Here is a 20869-nt window from a genome sequence, read left to right as displayed (position 1 = left end):
ATTCGGATTGGGGTATTGCGTCGACTGTTGCGTTCGCGGATGGTTCGTTGCATGACATTTCTTCAACTGACCACAGACACCGCACCCGCCGCTCGCAGCTGCATTCGCAGCTTCACCACCCTTCCCACCGCCCATTTGAGCCCCTCGCGCTCCGCGTCCGCGCTCACATCGTTGCAGGAAGTTGAGCATTTGCTTGTCGACGATGTCACGTCCCGCCTGGACACCCACCTCCACGACGTCGCCGCATTTGCGTCCAAAGTGGAGCAGACGGACGCCCGATTCGGCAAGGAGCTCACGCCGTGACGTACAAACCAGCACTGTCCACATCCGAATTGTTCGCCGCGGCAGCCGCCACCAAATCGGCGGCAGCGGGTGCACACGAGCGCGCGGAACACGCGCCGTTTTCAGCCACCGTCATTGCGGATTCCGGGTTCCGCGGACCCGCGTTCGAAGCGTCTGCTGCAAGGCTGGCCAGCTACAACACGGCGCTTGCCGCCAGTGCTGTGCGGCTGGAGCAGGCGTCGGTGGCCTTGCTCGCCGCCGCCGGTTTGCAGCAGCAGTTGGACGAGGCCGCCGAGTTCATCGGTGTCTTCGCCCATTCACGAGTCGTGCTGTGGCTCAACGGAATGTCCATGATGCTGGATCTGAGGCTGTCACGGACCCTGTTGGGCGCAGCCGGCAAGGAGCAGGACTACGACCCGCTGTTCGACCACCCGGACGAGTCCTTCGAATCGCTCCACGCCCGGCACGCACAAACGGTGCCGGCGTCCACGATGGCGGCAGTAGACGACGCAGGCGGCGTGATCCTCGAGGCCGGTCCGACTGCGACCACGGTGCTAGTCGGCGACGCGGCGGACCCCTCGCGAGTGATCACCATGGTCGCGGGCGCGACCACCGGCACACCCTCGAAGCTGCCGGGCGAGCTGGAGAAAGCCCAGATGCTGTCAGAAAAGACCGGGGCCGCGGTGGTGGTATGGCAGGGCTACGCCCCTCCCCCGCTGCTCACGGACGCAGCCTCGCCCCACCGCGCCCACGCCGGTGCGGACGACCTTGCAATGTTCCAGGCCGCGTTGGAGGAGCGTTTCCCCAACGCGCAGAAGACCGTGATCTCCCACAGCTACGGCACGCTCTTGGCCACGAAGGCAGCGCACCAGCACGGGTTGCTTGCAGACGATCTGTGGATCCTGGGCAGCGCAGGTGTTTCGGGCGAACACGTCTCGGAGCTGACCCTGGCTGGGCCCGAAGCGACGGTGCACGTGGTCGATTCCCCCGAAGACCCGATCCTTATGTTGCGCTCCGGACCGACGGCGGCGATCGGCTCGTCGCCGTCGTACATCGGGTGGGGCGGCGAGCGTGTGCTGGGAGTGAAGGGCGGGCACACCGATTACTTCACAGACCCCGCGTTTCTGTCTGCCTTGCAACAGCGCGCCGACCCAACTGCGTAAATGTCGTTACCATGGCGCACGTTGAATGAAACGACTAATCAGGAGATATAGGTAGACAATGCCCAATTTCGCAGAACAAGTAGTCAAGCGCCTAGAGGATCAGGGTATTAAGCGCATTTACGGCCTCGTGGGCGATTCGCTCAACCCGCTTTCCGACGCCGTGCGTCAAAGCGACATCGAGTGGGTGCACGTACGCAATGAGGAGGCCGCCGCGTTCGCCGCCGGTGCCGATTCCCTGGCCGCCGACGAGCTCGCCGTGTGCGGCGCTTCCTGTGGCCCGGGCAACACCCACTTCGTGCAGGGCCTGTACGAGTCCCACCGCAACGGCGCGAAGGTGCTGGCCATTGCGTCGCACATCCCCACCATGGAGATCGGCTCCTCCTTCTTCCAGGAGACCCACCCGGAGCTACTGTTCCAGGAGTGCTCCTCCTACTGCGAGGTAGTCCACGAGGCGGACCAGGGCATGCGCGTGCTCCACAACGCCCTGCAGAACACCCTGGCCGGCAACGGCGTGTCCGTGATGGTCGTGCCTGGCGACGTCTTCGCCGCCGACACCGCCGAGGGCCCGCACACCGCCGATTCCGTGTACGCCACCGGCGCCAACAAGCGCGTCTACCCGGACCCGCACGAGGCTGCCCGCCTGGTGGAGGCGATTAACAAGGCCGACAAGATCACCCTGTTCTGCGGCTACGGCGCACGCGACGCCCGCGACGAGGTCTTCGCCCTGGCGGAGAAGATCAAGTCCCCCATCGGCCACTCCTTCCGCGGCAAGATGTACTTCGAGTACGACAACCCGTACGACGTCGGCATGTCCGGCCTGCTCGGCTACGGCGCTTGCCTGGACGCGATGGAAGAGTCCGACCTGTTCATCATGGTGGGCACCGACTTCCCGTACACCGACTGGCTACCGGACGAGAACGTCGCGCAGATCGACATCGACGGCACCCACATCGGCCGCCGCACCAAGGTGGACTATCCGGTTGTCGGCGACGTCAAGAGCGTCATCGAGAACATCCTCCCGCACATCGAGGAGAAGTCCGACCGCAAGTTCCTGGACAAGATGCTCAAGCGCCACTACCAGCTGCTGGACCACGTGGTGAAGAGCTACACCTCCAAGGCCTTCGAGTCCAAGAAGCCGATCCACCCGGAGCTCGCCGCATCCGTGCTTGACAAGCTCGCGGACGACGACGCGTACTTCACCGTCGACACCGGCATGTGCAACGTGTGGTCCTCGCGTTACCTCACCCCGAACGGCAAGCGCGACGAGGCCGCATCGTTCCTCCACGGCACCATGGCGAATGCGCTGCCGATGGCAATCGGCGTGCAGGCCGCGTTCCCGGACCGCCAGGTCATCTCCTGGTCCGGCGACGGCGGACTGGGCATGCTCATGGGCGAGCTGCTCACCATCAAGCTGCACCAGCTGCCGGTGAAGGTGATCTGCTTCAACAACTCCTCGCTGGGCATGGTGAAGCTGGAGATGATGGTGGCCGGCATGCCGTACTTCGGCACCGACCACGAGCAGGCCAACTACGCCGAGATTGCCAAGGGCGTGGGCATTAAGTCCTTCCGCATCGAGGACCCGGACGACCTCGAGCCGGTGCTCAAGGAAGCCCTGGCCTACGACGGCCCGGTGCTCGTGGACATCGTCACCGACCCGGAGGCGCTCTCCCTGCCGCCGGGAATCACCTGGGACATGATGAAGGGCTTCACCAAGTCCGGCGCCCGCACCGCGTTCCTTGAAGGTGGCGTCGGCCGTCTGTTCAACCTGGCCAAGTCCAACCTCCGCCACATCGGCGGCGCCGCGGCCATCGAGTTCGGCGGTTAAGTCCGGCTCGGCAGCCTCCACACTGCGGAAACACATCGACATATGTAGTGTTATGGAGGCTTTAAAAGGCCCCTAGCCCTCCATGGCTAGGAAGCGTTTCGAATTTTCTAAGCACAAACGCCCGCGCTCACGTGTTCGTTGCGCGGGCGTTTTGTCATTCCACATTCGACTTCCACTGCCGATACCCCAGCGCCCGCCGGATCAGCGCCGACCACCCGACGATCTGCAGCACAATGGACACCGAACCGAGTGTGGCGTTGAGCCAAAACTGATCCTCGTACGGAAACCCGGTCAGCCTCAGCACGAGGCCAATGACGTACGCGACGCCCAAGTAGCCAGCGTCAACAATGAAATCGTTCACCCGGCGGTTCTGCAGCGGAAGCCCGATGAGCAGTGCCGCGGCCAGCATCCCCAGCACGGGGATGACGAAGTAGCCGCCGAATACCGCCACGCCTGGAAACGCGACACACAAAATCGCGATCAGCAGAAACTCGGGGATGCGAAAACCCCACGGTCGCGTGTCTTTGAGAAGCGGCGGTTCGCTGACACCTGCCATCATGCTGCCGAGTATACGATCCTCTGCGTCACTTCCTCTTCCACGCCAGGAGCGCAATTGCGCGCCGCAGCGCCGCGGAGACCCCGGTCAGAATTATGGCTGCGGCGACGTACGGCATGATGGCCGGCAGCGCACCGTACGGATTGTCACTTTTAGCCAAAATTACTGCGACGAGAACGCCCACCACGATGTAGGCGGCATCTCCCCAAAACTTGTTCACCGGCTGGCGCTGCAGCGGAATGCCCAGCACCATGCACATCAGTAAAACACCCAGAAACATCGGAGCGACGAAGAACAATGCAAACCCAAAACCGGCGCTGATTTCGGCGTTCGCATCCTCAACCACCATCCACGCGAACGCCGCAACCAGCAGGATGACTTCCGGGAAACGGAACCGCCACGGACCGGTCTCTTTGAGCAGCGGCGGAGCGCCAGCCTTAGTCATCATGCGGCCGAGTTTAAAACTCCGATCGCTACCGCGCGCTGCGCCGGCGACGTCGAGAGGCAACTGGCTCCCACGTGACCCCCGCTGAAGAAGGAAATTCAGTAACCCCGGCGATTTGCTTTCGCAGGGATCGTTCCGGGGCTTTCATGGGGAGAGTATACAGGGGACCTCCTCGACTCCCTCGCGCGACGTCTTAGGCTTGATCATTCTGGTGGACACCGAGGCATCAACGGCCGCAGCCGACGTCAACGCCGACGGCACCAACTGAAGCAACTGTGAATCGGTCATGAACAAAATCTCCTACGTTCGTCGTTCACAACCACCCTGGCGCCAAGGGACATTGGGTGCTTTGCGCCGATCGCTACGTAACAGATTGGATACGAACGATTTCTCAATCGTGCGTCAGATAACTGGCCGCCTTACCATTGCGGTGAATTTGTTGTAATTGCTGTACCTGACAGGAGACCGACAATTAATTTCTCGATGCAGGAATTTCTCGTCTATGCGATCCTTGCTTTCATCGTAATTGCGGTGATTTGGTGGGTAGTCAAAATTCTGAAGGGCTTCGCCAACGGGTACCGATCAGTGAATAAAGCGGATTTGCGTACAGATGCCGAAAAGCAAATGGATAGTTTGTAAACGAGCTTTCTAAGCGAAAAAGGGCGCGGCACTATTGAAGTCCGCGCCCTTTTTGCAGTTTCCTAAGGCTTGATTTCTACGCAGACGTAGTTACTCCACTGTCCTTAAACCTTTACGCAAATGCGCCGGCGGATCCCCCCGGCTAAGCCGTTCGGTGGGGTTGATCGACCACACCTGCGTCCAGACAATCACGCGTTGATGGGCTCCAAGCGCAACGCCCATAAGGGGACACACCTACCGCGCGCTGCGCCGGCGGCGTCGAGAAGCAGCTGGCTCCCACGTGACCACCGCGGTGGAGCGTGGCACGTGCACGAGCTCGCCACCCCGGCGCCCGCCGGACTGCAGCTTCTGGCGCAGCTCCTCGTTGTGGCCGCGCTGGGTTTCCAGTTCGTCCTGGAGGTCCTCGATCTGCTGGGAGAGCTCGATGATCGTCTTAATGCCGGCGAGGTTGACGCCCTCCTCCTGGGAGAGGTGCTGGATGCGGCGCAGCATGGAGATGTCGCGCCGCGAGTAGCGGCGGCCGCCACCCTTGGTGCGCATCGGCGTGACCAGGCCGAGCCGGTCGTAGGTGCGCAGCGTCTGCGCGTGCATGCCGGTCAGCTCAGCGGCGACGGAGATGACAAAGTACTCCTGTTTTTCATCCATCGTCTACACCTCCTTCCTGGGCTAGAGACCGGCCCACCCGGCGCGCGGGTCGAAGCCGGAGTCTTTCTCAGCCTGGGCGTAGGCGCGCAGCGCGGAGGTGGCGGACGGATCCAGGTCCTTGGGCACCTTCACCTCAACGGTGACCATCAGGTCGCCGGCGGCGCCGGAGCGCTTCGGGATGCCGCGACCCTTCACACGCAGGGTGCGCCCGTTCGGAGTGCCAGCCGGAACCTTCACCTTCACCGGGTTGTCCAGGGTGGGCACCGTGATGGTTGCGCCGAGGGCGACCTCGGAAAACGCGACCGGGACAGTGACCTCAAGGTCGTCTCCTGAGCGGGTGAACACCTCGTCGTTGCGCACGTGCACGGTGACGAACAGGTCGCCGGCGGGCGTGCCGTTCGGCCCCGCCTCGCCCTGGCCCGCCAGGCGCACCTTCTGCCCGTCGATCACGCCGGCGGGGATGCGCACGGTGATCGACCGGGTGCGCCGCACAGTGCCGGTGCCGCCGCAGGTGGTGCAGGGGTCCTCGATGACCTCGCCGGTGCCGCCGCAGTTCGTGCAGGGCCGTGCCATGCCGAACGCGCCGGAGTTCTCGCGGATGTAGCCGGAGCCGGAGCACGTCTGGCAGGTGTGGGTCTTGCCGTCCTTGGAGCCGGAGCCATGGCAGGTGGTGCACGGCGCATCGCCGGTGAGCTCGACCGGGATGGTCGTGCCCTTGGCTGCCTCGCGGAAGTCGAGGGTTATTTCCGTTTCGACGTCGGCCCCCCGCGACGGCCGAGCGTTCCTGCCAGCACCGCCGCGGCCGCCAAAGAAGCCACCGAAGATATCACCAAGGCCGCTGTCTCCAGCTTGTCCACCAGCGGCTGATCCGAAGATGTCGGAGAGGTCGAATTCCGCTTCCGTGCCGCGAAACCCGCCCGGAAAGCCGGACCCTCCTCCCCGCCCGAAGCGGCCGAAGCCGCCCGAGCTGATCATGGATTTCAGCTGGTCGTATTCCTTGCGTTTCTGCTCGTCGCCGACAACGTCGTACGCCTCGGCCACCCGCTTGAACTTCTCCTCCGCTTTCTTGTCGCCGGGGTTCGAGTCGGGGTGGTTTTCGCGTGCGAGCTTGCGGTATGCCTTCTTAATATCGGCAGCGCTTGCCGACGAGCTCACGCCCAAGTCGCCGTAATAGTCCTTATCGGCCCATTCTTGCTGCATGGCCATCTCGCACCCTCCTTTCTCCTACAAAGAGTATTGAGTCTGTCTCGCTAAAGTTTGTTCACTAATGTATCTAAGTACAAGGGCCGGGGACGAGGCCGCGTGGGTCCGCGCTACCTCATTCCCCGGCCCTGACATCCGAGCGTGGTATCTACTCGGCGGTGTCGGCGTCTGGCTCGCCGGCCGACTCGGCGGGATCGGCAGGATCCGCAATGATCACCATGGCGTTTCGCACCAGGCGGTCCCCGATCATGTAGCCCTTGCGCAGCACCGTGCCCACGGCCTTGGTGTCGCCCTGGGACAGGTCCTGCACTGCCTCGTGGATCTCCGGGTTGAACGCGTCGCCCTCGGCACCGAACTCCTTGATGCCCTGGCCGGCAACGATCGTGCGGAACTTGTCGGCGAAAGCCTTCAGTGGGCCCTGCTCCAAGTCGCCGTGCTGCTCGGCCAGATCCAAGTCGTCCAGAAGCGGCAGCAGCTGGGTGGCAAACTTCGCCTTCGCGGTGTTGGCCAGCTCGCCGCGCTCACGCTCGGTGCGGCGGCGGTAGTTCGCGTACTCCGCGCTGACTCGCTGGAGCGACTCGGTGCGCTCCGCTAGCTGCAGCTCGATGTCGCTGACTGCGCCGTCGCCGTCCGCGTCCGGGTCGATCTCGTTCTCCGCGATCTTCGCGGCGTCCTCGAGCTCGGCGTCCGCGGCTAAGAGGGGGTCTTCGTCCGTGGCAAGCGCCTCGGACTCAGCGGCCTCGTCGGCGAGCGTTTCCGCCTGGTCGGGGGACACGTACTCGGGGTCCGTGGCCTCCGGAGCGCCCGGGTTGTCCGGCATCTGCTCGTTCTGCGGATTCGTCATCAGACGTCGCCTCCTTACTTGTTGTCGGAATCGGTTGCGTCGTCGTCCTCGACAACCTCGGCGTCGACCACGTTGTCGTCGCCTGCGGCGGCGTCAGCCTGGGTTGCGCCCTCGTTCGCCTGAGCCTCATAGAGCGCGGTGCCCATTGCCTGGGACTCGGTGTTGAGCTTCTCCACGGCGGACTTGATGGCATCCAGGTCCTCGCCCTTGAGCGCCTCGTCCACAGCGTCAGCAGCCTCGGTCACGCGGCCCTTGATGTCCTCCGGCAGCTTCTCGCCGTTTTCATCCATGAACTTGCGGGTCTGGTAGGCCATGGTCTCCGCGTTGTTGCGGGTCTCCTGCTCCTCGCGGCGCTTCCTGTCCTCGTCGGCGTGAGCCTCGGCGTCCTTGATCATGCGATCGATCTCTTCGTCGGACAGACCGGAGCCGTCCTGGATCTTGATCGTGTTCTCCTTGCCGGTGGCCTTGTCCTTCGCGGACACGGACACGATGCCGTTGGCGTCGATGTCGAAGGTGACCTCGATCTGCGGCACACCGCGCGGAGCCGGTGCGATGCCTGCCAGCTCGAAGGAGCCGAGCAGCTTGTTCGCGGACGCGATCTCGCGCTCACCCTGGAAGACCTGGATCTGCACGGACGGCTGGTTGTCCTCAGCCGTGGTGAAGGTCTCCGAACGCTTCGTCGGGATGGTGGTGTTGCGCTCGATGAGCTTGGTCATCACGCCACCCTTGGTCTCGATACCGAGGGAAAGCGGAGTGACGTCGAGAAGCAGCACGTCCTTGACGTCGCCGCGCAGCACACCAGCCTGCAGAGCAGCACCCAGCGCAACAACCTCGTCCGGGTTGACGGACTTGTTCGGCTCCTTGCCGGTCAGCTCCTTGACCAGCTCGGACACGGCCGGCATACGGGTGGAGCCGCCGACCAGGACCACGTGGTCGATGTCGCCGACGGACATGCCAGCGTCCTTGACCACCTGGTTGAACGGGCTCTTGGTGCGGTCCAGCAGGTCGGAGGTGATCTTCTGGAACTCGGTGCGGGTCAGCGTCTCATCCAGGAACAGCGGGTTCTTCTCGGAGTCAACGGTGATGTACGGCAGGTTGATGGAGGCCTGCTGCGCGGAAGACAGCTCAATCTTGGCCTTCTCCGCAGCCTCGCGCAGACGCTGCATAGCCATCTTGTCCTTGGACAGGTCGACGCCGTTCTGGGACTTGAACTTGTCCACGAGCCACTCGACGATGCGGTTATCCCAGTCGTCGCCGCCGAGCTCGTTGTCGCCGGCGGTGGCCAGCACCTCGACGACGCCGTCGCCGATCTCGAGCAGGGACACGTCGAAGGTGCCGCCGCCAAGGTCGAAGACCAGGATGGTCTCTTCCTTCTCGTTCTTGTCCAGGCCGTACGCCAGGGCAGCCGCGGTCGGCTCGTTCACAATACGAAGCACATCGAGGCCCGCGATCTGGCCGGCCTCCTTGGTGGCCTGACGCTGAGCGTCCTCGAAGTACGCAGGGACGGTAATAACAGCCTCGGTGACTTCCTCACCGAGGTACGCCTCAGCGTCGCGCTTCAGCTTCTGCAGGGTGCGGGCGGAGATCTCCTGCGGGGTGTACTTCTTGTCGTCGATCTCCACGGTCCAGTCCTCGCCCATGTGGCGCTTGACGGAGCGGATGGTGCGGTCGACGTTGGTCACCGCCTGGTTCTTCGCGGACTGGCCAACCAGGACCTCGCCGTTCTTCGCGAAAGCGACGACAGACGGGGTGGTGCGGGAGCCCTCCGCGTTAGCGATCACAACCGGCTCGCCGCCCTCGAGGACGGAGACGACCGAGTTCGTGGTGCCAAGGTCAATACCAACTGCACGTGCCATAAGAGTTATTCCTCCTGTTGAGAAGTGGTTTATCAGTAAGTTGATGTGCTTCGACTCAACTTGACGGCCACCACTATAACACCGGCGGCGACGTTCTTGAGTCTGTCGCACTCATAGGTAACAACGGCACGTGCGGCAAAGTTGTTCCCACTCGACGCAACTTTCTTTGTTTCTGCAGTTCAACGCGAAGAAAAACCTCCGGTTGCGAGGGCAACCGGAGGCGCAATCGTCGACAAGCAACTGCTTAGAACAGGCCCGTCTCCTGCTCCGAGTAGGACACCAGGAGGTTCTTGGTCTGCTGGTAGTGGTCCAGCATCATCAGGTGCGTCTCGCGGCCGATGCCGGACTGCTTGTAGCCGCCGAACGCCGCGTGGGCCGGGTAGGTGTGGTACTGGTTCACCCACACGCGACCAGCCTGAATGGCGCGGCCCGCCTTGTAAGCCGTGGTGCCGGAGCGCGCCCACACACCCGCGCCCAGACCGTAGATGGTGTCGTTGGCGATGGAGATGGCCTCGTCAAAATCCTTGAAGGTGGTCACGGACATCACCGGACCGAAAATCTCCTCCTGGAAGATGCGCATGTCGTTGGTGCCCTTGAACACGGTCGGCTCGATGTAGAGGCCGTTTTCCAGGCCGTCGATCTTGTTCACGCCGCCGCCGGTGAGCACCTCAGCACCCTCCTGCGGGCCGAGCTCCAGGTAGGACTGAATCTTGTTCATCTGCTCGGTGGAGGCCTGCGCACCCATCATGGTCTCGGTGTCCAGCGGATTACCGGTCTTGATCTGCTTGACGCGCTGCACGCCCAGCTCCAGGAACTCGTCCGCGATGGACTCGTGCACCAGCGCACGCGACGGACAGGTGCACACCTCACCCTGGTTCAGCGCGAACATGGCGAAGCCCTCGACGGCCTTCTTCTTGAAGTCGTCGTCCTTTTCAAAGATGTCCTCGAAGAACAGCGCCGGGGACTTGCCGCCGAGCTCGAGGGTGACCGGAATGATCTTGTCCGCAGCAGCCTTGTTGATGATCTTGCCCACCTCGGTGGAGCCGGTGAACGCGATCTTGGCGATGCGGTCGGAGCCCGACAGCGCAGCACCCGCCTCGTCGCCCATGCCGTTGACAATGTTGAGCACGCCCGCGGGAATGAGATCACCGACGAGATCCATCAGGTACAGGATCGACGCCGGAGTCTGCTCCGCCGGTTTGAGCACGATCGCGTTGCCCGCAGCCAGCGCCGGGGCGAGCTTCCACGCGGCCATGAGCAGCGGGAAGTTCCACGGAATGATCTGGCCGACCACGCCAAGCGGCTCGTTGAAGTGGTAGGCGACGGTGTCTTCGTCGATCTGGCTCAGGCGCCCCTCCTGCGCGCGCAGCGCACCCGCGTAGTAGCGGAAGTGGTCGATGGCCAGCGGGATGTCGGCGGCGAGCGTCTCGCGCACAGCTTTGCCATTTTCCCAGGTCTCAGCCACCGCGATCTCTTCGAGGTGCTCTTCCATCCGGTCCGCGATCTTCAACAGCACCATCGCGCGCTCCGCCGGAGAGGTCTTGCCCCAGGCGGGCGCGGCCTTATGCGCGGCGTCGAGAGCGAGGTTGATGTCGGCTTCCTTGCCACGCGCGACCTGGCAGAACACTTCGCCGGTGACGGGGGTGATGTTGTCGAAGTACTCGCCGTCCACCGGGGCGACCCAGTCGCCGCCGATGTAGTTGTCGTAGCGCTCGCGGTACTTGACGTTCGAGCCTTCAGTTCCAGGGTTCGGGTAAACGGTCATGTCTAGGCCTTTCTGACATCAGGATCAGGTTGTGGCCCACGCTACACTCATCTCTGCTTGTGGTCTAGAGCATTTTGCCTTGCGGCGCCCCTCCGTCTCCCACGACATGTGCATCAACCAGCATCTCTGGCACAATGAGCGCGTGACTAAACACGAAAACAACGACTACGTCGGCGCGCTCGACACCGCCGTCGACGATGTCCGCATGCTGCCCACCCCGGCAGACGCGGCCCAGGAACTCTCCAAGGAACCTGTGGACCGCGGCGACATCATCGCCTCCGACGGCCGCACCGCCGCCGCCTGGGCGCTGCGCTTCATCATCATCGTCGCCGCCACCGCGATCCTGCTCTACCTGCTCAAATGGGTCTGGATGGGTCTACTTCCCATCCTGCTCGCCCTGATCCTGGCCACCGTGCTGTGGCCGCCGGTGCGCTGGATGCGAAACCACAAGGTGCCTGCGGCCCTCGCCGTGTTCATCACCTTGATCGGCACCTTCGGCATCCTCGGCGGCATCATCGCCGCGATGGCGCCGACCGTGAAATCGCAGGGCACCGAGCTCGGCCACCAGGCGGAACAGGGCATCAACCAGATCATCGCCTGGCTGAAAGAACAGAACTTCACCTTCCTCGAGCCGGAACGCATCCAGCAGACGGTGGATCAGGCCACCGCGTTTGTGAAGGGCCAGGCGTCGAACATCGCCTCCGGGGTGTTCTCCGGCATCGGCGCGATTACGTCGATAGGCACGACGCTCGCATTGACGTTCGTGCTGCTGTTCTTCTTCCTCAAAGACGGCGACCGCTTCCTGCCCTGGGTACGCAAGTACACCGGCGTGCGCGCCGGCTGGCACCTCACCGAGGTGTGCATGCGCTCCTGGAACACCCTGTCCGGCTTCATCCGCACCCAGGCCATCGTGTCCATGGTGGACGCGATCTTCATCGGCCTCGGCCTGCTCTTCCTCGGCGTTCCGCTGTGGCCCGTGCTGGCTGTGGTGACCTTCTTCGCCGGCTTCATCCCCATCGTCGGTGCGATCTCCGCAGGTGCGCTGGCCGTGATCATCGCGCTGGTGTCCAACGGGTTCATGAACGCTGTGTTCGTGCTCATCCTCATCATCGCCGTGCAGCAGCTCGAGGGCAACGTCCTCTCCCCGATCCTGCAGTCCCAGGCCATGGGCCTGCACGCCGCGGTGGTCCTGCTCGCTGTTGCGGTGGGCGGCACCCTGTTCGGCATCGTCGGCGCATTCCTCGCCGTGCCGGTCGCCGCCGTCGCCGCGGTGTGGCTGCGCTACTGGGCCGAGATGGTCTCGCTGCGTTCCGGTGAAATCACGGCCGACGAGATAGCCATGGCCACACAACAGACGCAGACCATGGACTCGAAGACGTCCTTCCTCGCCGTGCGCGACCACATGATGAGCATGGCAAAACGCGACAAGTCCAACACCAAGGTCCCCGTCAAGGAAGGCCTCGGTTCCACCCGCGTGCCCCTGGGCGAGGCTAAGGAAGAGCCCGACGTCCCGGGCCGCACCCACGCCATCGAAAACGAAGAATAGGTACGGTGGGCGCCGTACTTACTCATCGACGAAAGGACGTAGACAATGGCCGACCTCAACGGCAAGAACATCGCGATCATCGCCACCGACGGCTTCGAGGATTCGGAGCTGACCTCCCCGAAGGAGGCCGTAGAGACCGCCGGTGCGGCCACCAAGGTCATCTCCACCGAGACCGGTGAGATCGAGGGCAAGAAGGGCGCAAAGGTAGCTGTCGACGCCAAGACGGCCGACGCCTCCGTCGACGAGTTCGACGCGCTTATCCTGCCTGGCGGCACCATTAACGCCGACACCATCCGCACCGACGCCGACGCCGTTGCGCTGGTCAAGGCGTTCAAGGATGCCGGCAAGCCGATCGGTGTGATCTGCCACGGCGGCTGGATCCTCGCCGACGCCGACGTGCTCAAGGGCGTCAAGCTCACCTCCGTGGCCAACGTCAAGACCGACCTGGCCAACGCCGGTGCCAACTGGGTCGACGAGGAAGTTGTGGTCGACTCCGGCTTCATCTCCTCGCGCACCCCGGACGACCTGCCGGCGTTCAACGCCACGATCGTGGAGGAGTTTGCGAAGTAGGGCTCTGCTCCCTCCACCAGACCCCCAGTACGAAACCCCTATTAAGCGCCATTTTCGCGCTTAATAGGGGTTTCGTTCTCTGGGCTTGTGGTGCCTCCGCATCGCCTGCGGGCTGATCTGCTAGTTGTCCAGAAACGCTCCTAGCAGATGAGCTTCTTACTGACACCCACTTCCAACATCACCTGGAACAACAGAAAGTTGGACACTTGATCTGCTAGTTGGGTGTGCGGGACAACTAGCAGATTCGCAAACTGAGGGGGCGGGACGCAGGAGCGGTCGCAGGGAGCGGCCCCCGGGAGCCGCGCGGATTACCGCAGGTGGTCGCGCAGCGCCTGCTCCAGCTCGACGCGGGCGCGCTCGAGTGCGGCCTCCCATACCTCGGAGGCGGACTCGTCGGCAGAATCGGAGACCTGCTTGAGCAGGGTCAGCGGCACGCCGAACGTGGAGCACACCGCGGCCAGTGCGTAGCCCTCCATGTCCACGAGCTGGCACTCGCGGGCGAGCTCATCGCGCAGGTCGGAGCGGTTCACAAATGCGTCGCCGGTGGCGAGCTTGGCCTTGGGCAGCTCGGTAAGCGGGTCGAAGGAGAACCAGCGCGGGTAGACAAAGTCGGTGATCTCGGAGGTGCCGCCGACTTTGAAGTCGTGCTTGACGGCGTCGGAAACTTCGTAGACGCCAGGCTCCAAGTCCACCAGCGCGCCGGCGGTGCCGACGTTGATCACGCGCGACGGCAACGGCCTGGAAGACAAGCGGCGGGTCAGCGCGATCGCGGCGGGCAGGGTGCCAATGCCGGTGATGAGCACCTCGTGGTCGCCGCCGGACATGATGTCCGCGGCCTCTTCCTTCATGGCTGCGACGATAAGCAAGTCAGACATGGTTATTTATCGTAGGCGGGCAGGCTCCGGGTCGACCACCGTCGCGCCCTCGCGCTCCCCCGCCGCCTTGGAATTCTCGCGCGCCTTGAGCACGCCGCGCACAGACAGCGCCGCGCCGAGGATCAGGACCGCAACGCGCACGACCCACAGGCCGGAGTCCATGCCGAGGAACTTCAGCACCACCGGCAGGTTCAAAAACACGATCAACGTGCCGACGACCCCGCCGAGGGCGATGGGGTTCATGCGGGTGACCACCCATGCGCCGATCGGTGCTGCCACCACCCCGCCCAGCAGCAGCGCGAGCACACCGGCGAGGTTGGCCATCAGGTCGTTCCACATCCCCACCGCAAACCCCAGGGTGGCCGCCAGGGTGACCAGGAACTCTGCGGTGTTGACGGTGCCGACGATGCGGCGCGGCTCGGCACGTCCGGCGGACAGCAGCGTCGAGGTGGTCACGGGCCCCCATCCCCCGCCGCCGGTGGCGTCCACGAACCCGCCGAACAGGCCCAGCCCGGCCAAGAACCCGCGCGAGTGCGGCTTCTCTGCCAGCTTGCGCTGGGTCAGCCCGCGGGCGAAGCGCAGCATGAGGTTCAGCCCGATCAGCGCCAGGATCAGCGACATCACCGGCCGCGCCGCTTCAGTGGACAGGCGCACCAACACGGTCGCACCGAGGAATGCGCCGATTGCGCCGGGGATGCCGATGGCGAACGCGGTGCGCCAGTCCACGTTGCCGAAGCGGGTGTGCGCCACGCCGGAGGCCAGCGTTGTACCCAGCTCGGCGGTGTGCACGACGGCGGACGCGGCCGCCGGGGTGAGGCCTGCCAGCGCGATGAGCATGGTGGATGAGGTGGCGCCGAAGCCCATGCCGAGGCCGCCGTCGACAAGTTGGGCGGCCAGGCCGGCCACGGCGATGAGCAGCAGCGTCTCAATCTTGTACATTTCAGGCGTCCTTTTCGGCGGCGCGGTACCGGTTGGCAACAACGTCCGCGAGGTCTGTGGTTAACGGCCCGGAGGCCGACAGGTGCTCCGGGATCCGGTCCAGAAGTGTTCCGTGGGTGACAAACAGCGGCAGCACATGCGTGTGCTTATCGACGAACCCCCGGTCGCCCCTCGTCGCCTGCACCACCGACACCTCAATCCCGGCCAAACGTGCCAGGTCATCCGCCAGGCGGGTGTAGTTTGCCGCCTGCTCGGGGTCCGATGTGCCGACGGGGAAAAGGGTGGCGTGGGGGGCCGAAGGTGCGTCGATAAGCAATCGCTTGTGTAGCGCCTCGGCGATGTCGGCGCCGGTGCCCAGTGGCTCGGCGAGGGTGAGGTCGCAGTGGCGGCGCGCCTCGGCCAGGTGCGCCGGCACGTCCACCTTCGCGTGGAACGCGCGGGTGAACAGCAGCGGAACGACGATGGCGCGCGGTGAAGACAGCGCGGCGGCCGCCTCGGCGAGGGTGGGGCGGTCGAAGTCGAGGTGAGCATCGGCCCACTCCACGCCCAGTTTTTCCGCCGCTGCCTGCGTGAGCGCGCGGATGCCCTCTTTGGCGCGCGGGTGGCGCGAGCCGTGGGAGAGGGTGATCAGCGCGGTCATGGTGGTGCTCCTAGCGCAGGCGCTTTCCGACGAGGCCCGCGGCCAGCGTGTTGCCGGAAGACTGGTCCACGAGCAGGAAGTTGCCCACCGCGCCGCGGGCGGCGTAGGGCTCGACCGGCAGCTCGTCGGCGGTCTGGATGGTCACGTGCGCGATTTCGTTGAGCGCGACGGCCTCGGGCGAGGTGTTGTCGCCCGCGGCGCCGTCAATGTCCAGGACGCGGTCCACGCTGGCCACGCGGGCGCGCACAAACGCAGTGCCGATGCGCAGCTTGACGGCCTGGCCTGCACGCAGCTCCTTCTCGGTCAGCCCCACGACGGTGGCGGCGAACTCCCGTGTCTCTTCCGGCCGGGTGCCCGAGGCCAGCAGGTCGCCGCGGGTCAGGTCGATCTCGTCCGCCAAGCGCAGGGCGACCGAGTCCCCGGCGTGGGCGGTGTCCACCGGGCCGTCGGAGGTGTCGATGCCGGCCACGGTGGTTTTCCGGCCGTAGGGGGCGAGGATCTCGTCGCCGACGGCAACGGCACCGGCATTGACGCGGCCGGCGTAGGCGCGGTAGTCGCTGGCGTGCTCGCGCAGCACGTACTGGATGTTGAAGCGGAAGTCCAGGTCGTCGGCGCGGCCGTGGTGGACCGGGATGGTCTCCAGCAGCTCCAGCACTGTCGGACCGGTGTACCACGGGGTCGCGTCGCTACGCTCCGCGACGTTATCTCCACGAAGAGCGGAGATCGGCACCATGTGCGGGTCCTCGATGCCCAGCTCGGCGGCCTTGGCGTCGAAGTCGGCCTTGATCTCGTTGAAGGTCTCTTCCGAGTAGCCGACCAGGTCGATCTTGTTCACCGCCAGGATCACGGTGCGCACGCCCAGCAGCTTGGCCACGGTGAGGTGGCGGATGGTCTGCTCCACCACGCCGTTGCGGGCGTCCACCAGCAGCACGACCACCTGGGAGGTGGACATGCCGGTCACGGTGTTGCGCGTGTACTGCACGTGGCCCGGAGTGTCGGCGAGGATGAAGGTGCGCTTGTCGGTGGCGAAGTAACGGTATGCCACGTCGATGGTGATGCCCTGCTCGCGTTCGGCGCGAAGCCCGTCGACAAGCAAGGAAAGGTCGAGCCCTTCGAAGCCGCGGTCGGCGGAGGTGCGCTCCACGGAGGCAAGCTGGTCGGCGAGGACGGACTTGGTGTCGTGCAGGAGGCGGCCGACGAAGGTGGACTTGCCGTCGTCGACGGAGCCGGCGGTGCACAGGCGCAGCGTTTCGCGGTCTGCCAAAGCGGCCGCGGCGGAGGTGGGAGTAGTCATCAGAAGTAGCCTTCCTTCTTGCGGTCTTCCATGGCGGATTCGCTCAGGCGGTCGTCGGCGCGCGTCGCGCCGCGCTCGGTCAGGGTGGAGTTGGCGATCTCGACGAGCACCTCGTCGATCGTGGACGCGTCCGAATCAACCGCGCCCGTGCAGGACATGTCGCCCACAGTGCGGTAACGCACGCGGCGGGTCTCAAGCTGCTCACCCTCGCGCGGGCCGCCCCACTCGCCCGGGGTCAGCCACATGCCGTCGCGGCCGAACACCTCGCGGTCGTGCGCGAAGTAGATCGACGGCAGAGCGATCCCGCGCGCGCCGATGTACTCCCACACGTCCGCCTCGGTCCAGTTGGAGATGGGGAACACGCGCACGTTCTCGCCCGGCAGCGTCGCGCCGTTGTACAGGTCCCACAGCTCGGGGCGCTGGCGGCGCGGGTCCCAGCCGCCGAAGGAGTCGCGCACGGAAAACACGCGCTCCTTGGCGCGGGCGCGCTCCTCGTCGCGGCGCGCGCCGCCAAGCACTGCGTTGTAGCCGACCTCCGCGATGGTCTCCACCAGCGGCACGGTCTGCAGCGGGTTTCGGGTGCCGTCGGGGCGTTCCTGCAGGTCGCCGCGGTCAATCCAGTCCTGCACCTCGGCCACGCGCAGGCGCAGGCCATGCTTTTCCACGAGCTCGTCGCGGAACTGGATCACCTCCGGGAAGTTGTGCCCGGTGTCCACGTGCAGCAGCTCAATCGGCATCGCCGCCGGTGCGAAGGCCCGGCGCGCCAGCTCGAGCACCACGCACGAGTCCTTGCCGCCGGAAAACAGCAGGCCGATCTTGTCGAATTGCCCGGCCACCTCGCGGATGATGTGGATGGACTCGTTTTCCAAGTCCTTCAGGTGCGGCGACAGCTCAGTTGTCGTTGCTTGCGTCATCTTCTCTAACACTCCTTTTATTCGTGCAGGCCGCACTCGGTCTTGGATGCGAACGCCCAGCGCCCGGCGCGCGGGTCCTCCCCCTCGGCCACCGGCATGGTGCAGGTGGCGCAGCCGATGGAGGGGTAGCCCTGGCGGGTCAGCGGGTGGATGATCAAGTCGTTGTCCTCCTCGAAGTCCTCGGTGTCCTCCAGCGACCAGGTCACCAGCGGGGAGATCTTCAGCCGGCCGGTTCCATCCAGGCTCAGCGCGGGTGCTTCGGCGCGGGTGGGGCCGTCGGCGCGGCGCAGGCCGGTGATCCAGCCGGCGTACGGGCTCATGTGCACCGCCAGCGGCTCCACCTTGCGCATGCGGCAGCACGCGCCGGGGTTGCGCAGGTACAGGTTCGGTCCGTAGACCTTGTCCTGCTCCGGGCGGGAAAGCTGCGCCTTCGCGCGCACGAGCGTGTGCGAGGGGTAGCGGGCCTCTACCGCGTCGCCCACCTCGAGGGTCTCCGGGAAGTGGTACTCAGTGTCCAAGAAGAGGAAGTCCGCCTCCGGCAGGTGGCGCTCGGCCAGCTCTGCCAGCACGGTGTTTTCCATGGACAGTGTCACCACCAGCTTGCCGGGCGCATGCTCGTGGGCCCAGCCGAGGATGTCGGCGGCGGATGCGTCGTAAAGCTTGGGTGCCCACTCCTCGACTAACTGGGCGTTTTGCCTCGCGACGTCCTCCGGCAACGCCGCCGTCTCCTTCGGCCCCTCCGGGCTGATCTCGGGGTCGCGGAAGTTTCCTCCCGGCTGGTTGAGCAGGTTGGTCATCGCTTCTCTTCCTTCACTACTGCGGTGTGCCCGTGCCGTGCCAGGGAGGCCTGCAGCGCCTCCTCCGTCGACGGCGCGGGCGCGTGCGGGGTGTCCGGATCGTCCTGGCCGTGGTACTTCACCTCGAAGATGCGCAGGCATTCCCCGCACTTCCAGGCAAAGTCCGTCTCCTCGTTCGGCCAGAGGTCCTCCCCGCCACAATAAGGGCAAAACGAGGGGAAATTGCGGTTCGGATTCGGGGCCCGGCGAAAGCTCATCGCAGGTCGTCCTCATCCGCGCGGGCGACCCATTGACGGAATGTCTCGCCGTCCTCGCGCTTGTCCACGTAATGCTGCACCACGCGCGTGACGTAATCCGTCAGCTCAGTGGACAGCACCTTGTGACCGCGCACCTTGCGGCCGAAGTTCGCGCCCTCGCCGATGGTGCCGCCGAGGTGCACCTGGAAGCCCTCGACCTTCTCGCCGGCATCGTTGGCCACCATCTGGCCCTTCAGGCCGATGTCGGAGACCTGGTGGCGCGCGCACGCGTTCGGGCAGCCGTTGAGCGAAATGGTGATCGGGGAATCCAGGTCACCGAAGCGCTCCTCCAGCTCATCCGCCAGCTCGATCGCGCGGGACTTGGTGGTCACGTGCGCGAGCTTGCAGTACTCCAAGCCGGTGCAGCTAAGCAGGCCGCGGCGGAACTCGGAGGGTGTGGAGTACAGGCCCATCTCCTCCAAATCAGCCTGCAGCTTCTCGACGTCCTCCGGGTGCACCCCGAGCAGCAGCACCTCCTTGAACGGGGTGAAGCGCAGGTCGGTCACGCCGTAGCGTTCTGCGAGGTCGGCCAAGGCGATGAGCTGCTCGCCGGACATGTGGCCCAGCGTGGGCTTGACACCGATGTAGACGTTGCCGTCCTTCTGCTCGTGCACGCCGATGTGGTCGCGGTCGACCAGGTTGTTGGGGGCCTTTGGTCCGTCCGCAAGCGCATAGCCCAGGTAGTCCTCCTCGAGGATCTGGCGGAACTTCTCCACACCCCACTCCTTGACCAGGAACTTCAGGCGCGCGCGGTTGCGCAGGCGGCGGTAGCCGTAGTCGCGGAAAATGCGCACCACGTTCGCCCACACGTCCGGCACCTGCTCGAGGGTGACGAAGGCGCCGAGGGACTGCGCGAGCATCGGGTTGGTGGACAGGCCGCCGCCGACGTAGCACTCGAAGCCGGGGCCGAGCTCGGGGTGCTCGACGCCGATGAAGGCGAGGTCGTTGATCTCGTGGACGACGTCCTGGCGGGCGTTGCCGGAGATGGCGGTCTTGAACTTGCGCGGCAGGTTCTGGAACTCGTCGTCGGTGACGATCTGCTGGATCTTGCGGATCGCCGGTGTGGCGTCGATGATCTCGTCCTTGGCAATGCCAGCGACCGGGGAGCCTAAGATCACGCGCGGCACGTCGCCGCAGGCGTCCCAGGTGTTCAGTCCGTTGTCTTCCAGCTTGTCCCAGATCGCGGGGACGTCCTCGATGCGCACCCAGTGGAACTGGATGTTCTGGCGGTCCGTGAGATCCACGGTGGAACGCGCGTAGTCGCGGGAGAGCTCGCCGACGGCGCGGGCCTGCGCGGTCGAGCAGATACCGCCGTCGAAGCGGATGCGCATCATGAAGTACTTGTCTTCCAGCACGCTGTTGTCCTCGCCGGTGAACTCGCCGCCCAGGTTCTGCTTGCGCTGGGTGTACAGGCCGAGCCACTTGAAGCGCGGGTAGAGGTCCTCGCGGTCGATGGAGTCGAAGCCGCCCTTGGAGTAGACGTCGATCACGCGCTGCTTGACGTCCAGGACCGGGGACTCCTGCTTGATCTCCTCGTCGTGGTTCAGCGGCGCGGAGCCGTCGATAAGCCACTGCCCCTCCGGTTTTTTGGCGCGTGTCCTGGGCTTCGTGGGTGCGCTCATCTGCTCTCCCTAACTAGACAACTCTGTACGCATCCGGGTGGACCGGAGCTGTTGCTGGCCAATAGTGCCGGACTACTCGGTCTAAGACAACCAGACCGATGAAAGTGCCGGTTAACACAGTGAATGTAAAGAGTTTGCCAGTGCCGAGAATGA

At 64.8% G+C, this 20869-nt stretch carries 20 protein-coding genes; 5 read left to right on the top strand and 15 right to left on the bottom strand.

Annotated elements, in window-relative coordinates; genetic code table 11:
- Window positions 1-51: 51 nt before the first annotated feature.
- Genes HMPREF3151_RS11705 through HMPREF3151_RS00565 form a run of 3 tightly spaced genes read left to right on the top strand, consistent with a single transcriptional unit; the run spans window position 52 to window position 3270 of the window.
- Window positions 52-303, top strand: coding sequence for a hypothetical protein (locus HMPREF3151_RS11705; RefSeq protein WP_141741245.1), 252 nt, complete (start codon window positions 52-54; stop codon window positions 301-303).
- Window positions 300-1445, top strand: coding sequence for an alpha/beta hydrolase (locus HMPREF3151_RS00570; protein WP_070472088.1), 1146 nt, complete (start codon window positions 300-302; stop codon window positions 1443-1445). Before HMPREF3151_RS11705 ends, HMPREF3151_RS00570 begins: the two co-directional genes overlap by 4 nt.
- Before the next feature lie 58 nt (window positions 1446-1503).
- The gene (locus tag HMPREF3151_RS00565) at window positions 1504-3270 is read left to right on the top strand and encodes a pyruvate dehydrogenase (RefSeq protein ID WP_070472085.1); all 1767 of its coding nucleotides are present in this window, start codon (window positions 1504-1506) and stop codon (window positions 3268-3270) included.
- A gap of 154 nt (window positions 3271-3424) precedes the next feature.
- Here the strand turns inward: HMPREF3151_RS00565 and HMPREF3151_RS00560 are convergent, their stop codons facing one another.
- From HMPREF3151_RS00560 to HMPREF3151_RS00530, 7 genes are all read right to left on the bottom strand, one after another.
- Window positions 3425-3829, bottom strand: coding sequence for a hypothetical protein (locus tag HMPREF3151_RS00560; protein WP_070472082.1), 405 nt, complete (start codon window positions 3827-3829; stop codon window positions 3425-3427).
- 25 nt (window positions 3830-3854) lie between these two features.
- Window positions 3855-4274, bottom strand: coding sequence for a hypothetical protein (locus tag HMPREF3151_RS00555; protein ID WP_070472078.1), 420 nt, complete (start codon window positions 4272-4274; stop codon window positions 3855-3857).
- An 870-nt stretch (window positions 4275-5144) separates the two neighbouring features.
- The gene (locus tag HMPREF3151_RS00550) at window positions 5145-5555 is read right to left on the bottom strand and encodes a heat shock protein transcriptional repressor HspR (RefSeq protein WP_070472076.1); all 411 of its coding nucleotides are present in this window, start codon (window positions 5553-5555) and stop codon (window positions 5145-5147) included.
- A 21-nt stretch (window positions 5556-5576) separates the two neighbouring features.
- Window positions 5577-6761 (bottom strand): molecular chaperone DnaJ, encoded by a 1185-nt coding sequence (gene dnaJ, locus HMPREF3151_RS00545; RefSeq protein WP_070472074.1) that lies wholly within the window; start codon window positions 6759-6761, stop codon window positions 5577-5579.
- Window positions 6762-6906: 145 nt separating this feature from the next.
- Entirely contained in the window at window positions 6907-7602 is a 696-nt protein-coding gene (gene grpE, locus HMPREF3151_RS00540; protein WP_070472070.1) for a nucleotide exchange factor GrpE, read from the bottom strand.
- A 14-nt stretch (window positions 7603-7616) separates the two neighbouring features.
- On the bottom strand, window positions 7617-9458 hold the full coding sequence (dnaK, locus tag HMPREF3151_RS00535) for a molecular chaperone DnaK (RefSeq protein WP_070472068.1): 1842 nt from the start codon (window positions 9456-9458) through the stop codon (window positions 7617-7619).
- 244 nt (window positions 9459-9702) lie between these two features.
- Complete coding sequence (locus HMPREF3151_RS00530) at window positions 9703-11223, bottom strand: acetaldehyde dehydrogenase ExaC (protein WP_070472066.1); 1521 nt, start codon at window positions 11221-11223, stop codon at window positions 9703-9705.
- Window positions 11224-11365: 142 nt separating this feature from the next.
- Between HMPREF3151_RS00530 and HMPREF3151_RS00525 the strand changes: the two genes are divergently transcribed.
- Window positions 11366-12769, top strand: coding sequence for an AI-2E family transporter (locus HMPREF3151_RS00525; RefSeq protein ID WP_070844426.1), 1404 nt, complete (start codon window positions 11366-11368; stop codon window positions 12767-12769).
- A 45-nt stretch (window positions 12770-12814) separates the two neighbouring features.
- The gene (locus tag HMPREF3151_RS00520) at window positions 12815-13339 is read left to right on the top strand and encodes a type 1 glutamine amidotransferase domain-containing protein (RefSeq protein WP_070472062.1); all 525 of its coding nucleotides are present in this window, start codon (window positions 12815-12817) and stop codon (window positions 13337-13339) included.
- A 308-nt stretch (window positions 13340-13647) separates the two neighbouring features.
- Here the strand turns inward: HMPREF3151_RS00520 and HMPREF3151_RS00515 are convergent, their stop codons facing one another.
- From HMPREF3151_RS00515 to HMPREF3151_RS00480, 8 genes are read right to left on the bottom strand one after another with little or no spacing between them, the layout of a single operon-like run.
- Window positions 13648-14214, bottom strand: a complete 567-nt coding sequence (locus tag HMPREF3151_RS00515) for a nucleosidase (protein WP_070472060.1) — start codon at window positions 14212-14214, stop codon at window positions 13648-13650.
- A 6-nt stretch (window positions 14215-14220) separates the two neighbouring features.
- Window positions 14221-15144, bottom strand: coding sequence for a sulfite exporter TauE/SafE family protein (locus tag HMPREF3151_RS00510; RefSeq protein ID WP_083290092.1), 924 nt, complete (start codon window positions 15142-15144; stop codon window positions 14221-14223).
- A gap of 10 nt (window positions 15145-15154) precedes the next feature.
- The gene (locus HMPREF3151_RS00505) at window positions 15155-15793 is read right to left on the bottom strand and encodes a sirohydrochlorin chelatase (protein ID WP_070472056.1); all 639 of its coding nucleotides are present in this window, start codon (window positions 15791-15793) and stop codon (window positions 15155-15157) included.
- 10 nt (window positions 15794-15803) lie between these two features.
- Complete coding sequence (locus HMPREF3151_RS00500) at window positions 15804-17087, bottom strand: sulfate adenylyltransferase subunit 1 (RefSeq protein ID WP_070472054.1); 1284 nt, start codon at window positions 17085-17087, stop codon at window positions 15804-15806.
- Entirely contained in the window at window positions 17087-18001 is a 915-nt protein-coding gene (gene cysD / locus HMPREF3151_RS00495) for a sulfate adenylyltransferase subunit CysD (RefSeq protein ID WP_070472052.1), read from the bottom strand. Before cysD ends, HMPREF3151_RS00500 begins: the two co-directional genes overlap by 1 nt.
- 17 nt (window positions 18002-18018) lie before the next feature.
- Window positions 18019-18798, bottom strand: a complete 780-nt coding sequence (locus tag HMPREF3151_RS00490; protein ID WP_070472051.1) for a phosphoadenylyl-sulfate reductase — start codon at window positions 18796-18798, stop codon at window positions 18019-18021.
- Window positions 18795-19055, bottom strand: coding sequence for a hypothetical protein (locus HMPREF3151_RS00485; RefSeq protein ID WP_070472049.1), 261 nt, complete (start codon window positions 19053-19055; stop codon window positions 18795-18797). The genes HMPREF3151_RS00490 and HMPREF3151_RS00485 overlap by 4 nt, the downstream gene beginning before the upstream one ends.
- Window positions 19052-20716 carry a nitrite/sulfite reductase gene (locus HMPREF3151_RS00480; protein WP_070472047.1) on the bottom strand — a complete coding sequence of 555 codons (1665 nt, stop codon included), beginning with the start codon at window positions 20714-20716 and terminating at the stop codon, window positions 19052-19054. Before HMPREF3151_RS00480 ends, HMPREF3151_RS00485 begins: the two co-directional genes overlap by 4 nt.
- Window positions 20717-20869 lie beyond the last annotated feature (153 nt).

Origin of the sequence: Corynebacterium sp. HMSC05H05, from assembly GCF_001807265.1 — a bacterium.
Classification (GTDB): domain Bacteria; phylum Actinomycetota; class Actinomycetes; order Mycobacteriales; family Mycobacteriaceae; genus Corynebacterium.
The sequence above is the reverse complement of the archived record's forward strand: the minus strand, read 5'-3'. Positions and strand labels throughout refer to the sequence as shown.

Bases quoted from the DNA above. Each gene is read 5' to 3' on its own strand.
- HMPREF3151_RS00530 (WP_070472066.1), bottom strand. From the start codon at position 11,223: ATGACCGTTTACCCGAACCCTGGAACTGAAGGCTCGAACGTCAAGTAC.
- HMPREF3151_RS00490 (WP_070472051.1), bottom strand. From the start codon at position 18,798: ATGACCAACCTGCTCAACCAGCCGGGAGGAAACTTCCGCGACCCCGAG.
- dnaJ (WP_070472074.1), bottom strand. From the start codon at position 6,761: ATGGCCATGCAGCAAGAATGGGCCGATAAGGACTATTACGGCGACTTG.
- grpE (WP_070472070.1), bottom strand. From the start codon at position 7,602: ATGACGAATCCGCAGAACGAGCAGATGCCGGACAACCCGGGCGCTCCG.
- HMPREF3151_RS00485 (WP_070472049.1), bottom strand. From the start codon at position 19,055: ATGAGCTTTCGCCGGGCCCCGAATCCGAACCGCAATTTCCCCTCGTTT.
- HMPREF3151_RS00555 (WP_070472078.1), bottom strand. From the start codon at position 4,274: ATGATGACTAAGGCTGGCGCTCCGCCGCTGCTCAAAGAGACCGGTCCG.
- HMPREF3151_RS00500 (WP_070472054.1), bottom strand. From the start codon at position 17,087: ATGACTACTCCCACCTCCGCCGCGGCCGCTTTGGCAGACCGCGAAACG.
- HMPREF3151_RS11705 (WP_141741245.1), top strand. From the start codon at position 52: ATGACATTTCTTCAACTGACCACAGACACCGCACCCGCCGCTCGCAGC.
- HMPREF3151_RS00480 (WP_070472047.1), bottom strand. From the start codon at position 20,716: ATGAGCGCACCCACGAAGCCCAGGACACGCGCCAAAAAACCGGAGGGG.
- HMPREF3151_RS00560 (WP_070472082.1), bottom strand. From the start codon at position 3,829: ATGATGGCAGGTGTCAGCGAACCGCCGCTTCTCAAAGACACGCGACCG.
- HMPREF3151_RS00550 (WP_070472076.1), bottom strand. From the start codon at position 5,555: ATGGATGAAAAACAGGAGTACTTTGTCATCTCCGTCGCCGCTGAGCTG.
- HMPREF3151_RS00515 (WP_070472060.1), bottom strand. From the start codon at position 14,214: ATGTCTGACTTGCTTATCGTCGCAGCCATGAAGGAAGAGGCCGCGGAC.
- dnaK (WP_070472068.1), bottom strand. From the start codon at position 9,458: ATGGCACGTGCAGTTGGTATTGACCTTGGCACCACGAACTCGGTCGTC.
- HMPREF3151_RS00565 (WP_070472085.1), top strand. From the start codon at position 1,504: ATGCCCAATTTCGCAGAACAAGTAGTCAAGCGCCTAGAGGATCAGGGT.
- cysD (WP_070472052.1), bottom strand. From the start codon at position 18,001: ATGACGCAAGCAACGACAACTGAGCTGTCGCCGCACCTGAAGGACTTG.
- HMPREF3151_RS00520 (WP_070472062.1), top strand. From the start codon at position 12,815: ATGGCCGACCTCAACGGCAAGAACATCGCGATCATCGCCACCGACGGC.
- HMPREF3151_RS00505 (WP_070472056.1), bottom strand. From the start codon at position 15,793: ATGACCGCGCTGATCACCCTCTCCCACGGCTCGCGCCACCCGCGCGCC.